We start from the raw sequence: 1,847 nt of genomic DNA on the forward strand, positions 1-1,847 counted from the left end.
TCGAGTGCGCGGTTGCGATGGTTTGCTAGGTCATGACGCCGCGGCCTCCGCTTCGACGCGGACGGAGGGTTGCAGTGGCTGGACGCTGTTGGTGACCAACAAGGTGCCGGCGAGAACGAGGCCGTTTGGAGGACGCTCAACTTTGCCCCGCGACGGTATTGCAACTCTCCCGAACCTCCCGTAATCAAATCCCTTCTCACCGTGAGCGTGTCATTCAAGCGCACTTTTCCCGAATCGACAGCTTGAAATAGCGCCATCAAAATTGGCAATTTAATCGTGCTAGCCGCCGGGAAACTTTTCTCACCATTAATATCCAAATAATTACCCGTGTCCACCTCCATGAAAAACATCCCAGGGGAGAGGTAACTATATTTCGCTGCTAAGGTCTTAATTTGGCGCTTGAGGGCGGTCATTTCTTGCCCGATGGGTACGACACCAGCAAAGACAATCGGACTGATAGGCACGCTCTGAACCCGCCCGGTGCTGGCTGTGGCGACACTGCGATCGATCGATCTCAACTTAATCGACCACCGTGAGGGGAGATCGCTCCGAATAATAATATTTTGGGGACTGACACCATAACCGGGTGCTAGTTCCATTACCAAGCGAGTATTGTTGGCGTCTGACTGGGCAATGCGGACTTCTCGCACTGCCGCACCGTATTTCTTCCGGATGGTCGCCTCGGTCATTTTGGTGCCGGGTAAATCGACAATCAGGCGGTAAGGGCCATCGAGGAGGGTGGCTTTGGGCTGGACTCCAGTATCAGTACCAAAGTTTAATTGGTTTTGATTGGCGTTAAATTCCCAACCTGTGAATTTGCCAGCTTGGGCTGGTGCCGCAAATCCTAAACACGCACTGCTAATCAGTCCGGGGAGAAGCCAACTTAATTTCATAAGATCGGGATGTGAGGTAAAGGTAGAGCAGTTAGTTGAGTCAGATGATGATTAACACAATTCGGTTCCCCACGTCAATTAATTGACACCGATCGGGGACTGGTGCCGATCGATCTCCATCGCTCCAATCGCTTGCAGACACTAGCTTTAACCCCTGCTCTATCGGGTTCTGTATCGATCGATATATTTATTTGCCCGTAATTACCGTTATATTAAGAAGTATTACGGATTTTAGATTCAAAATCCAAATCGTGTATTCAATCCTGTGAGGGCACCCATGACGATCGGCTTACAAATACCAGCTACCGCTACTACTGAAGAATTATTAGTTGCCAATTTTTTTCAAGCTTCGGCTGGACACTGGTTATCAGAACGACGTTACTATACGCTGCCTCATGGCGATACCCAAGAAGTAGTCAGCGAAATTGCGATCGAATTTCTAGCACCGGGCGCGCCGGAGTTGCAAGAGTTAGCCAGATTGCATGGCTTGGATGACTCAGCCTTGACCTGTGGCAGCAAAATTGAGTGGGATAGTAAAGACTCAGTGACTGGGAAAAAAGCTTCTAAAGGCAGTACTTTATTTGGCGCTTTGGGCAATATCTTATATCGCGATCGCGGTTTCGCCACATCTAAACCAATTACCGCAATTTACCACTTTCCCCAGCCCGATACTCTGTGTCTGAAAACCGAGTATCAAAGCTCGGTATTTGAAGAGGAAATCAAATTAGTCGGCGACAAATATCGCACCCGTCAAACAATTATCTCGCGGGCAGGCGAACAAGTCACGATCGGTCAATATTTGGAAAAGCGGATGGTTTAGGCTTTAGGTTTTAGGCTAAATTAATAGCAATAACTCAGGCGGGGCAATCGATCGATTGCCCCGCCTTTTTTGGCTGATTATTACTAGCAACTCACTTGGCTGGTGACATCCAATACGGGGGGACGGGGGGACGG

2 protein-coding genes are annotated in these 1,847 nt (G+C 49.2%); one reads left to right on the forward strand and one right to left on the reverse strand.

Annotated elements, in window-relative coordinates; translation table 11 throughout:
• The coding region (locus tag RMO35_RS22520; RefSeq protein ID WP_309744526.1) for a serine hydrolase at positions 1-893 on the reverse strand (893 nt) is incomplete at its 3' end.
• 277 nt (positions 894-1,170) lie between these two features.
• Between RMO35_RS22520 and RMO35_RS22525 the strand changes: the two genes are divergently transcribed.
• Positions 1,171-1,713 carry a phycobiliprotein lyase gene (locus RMO35_RS22525; RefSeq protein ID WP_309744528.1) on the forward strand — a complete coding sequence of 181 codons (543 nt, stop codon included), beginning with the start codon at positions 1,171-1,173 and terminating at the stop codon, positions 1,711-1,713.
• Positions 1,714-1,847 lie beyond the last annotated feature (134 nt).

This window comes from Chamaesiphon sp. OTE_20_metabat_361 (genome assembly GCF_031364565.1).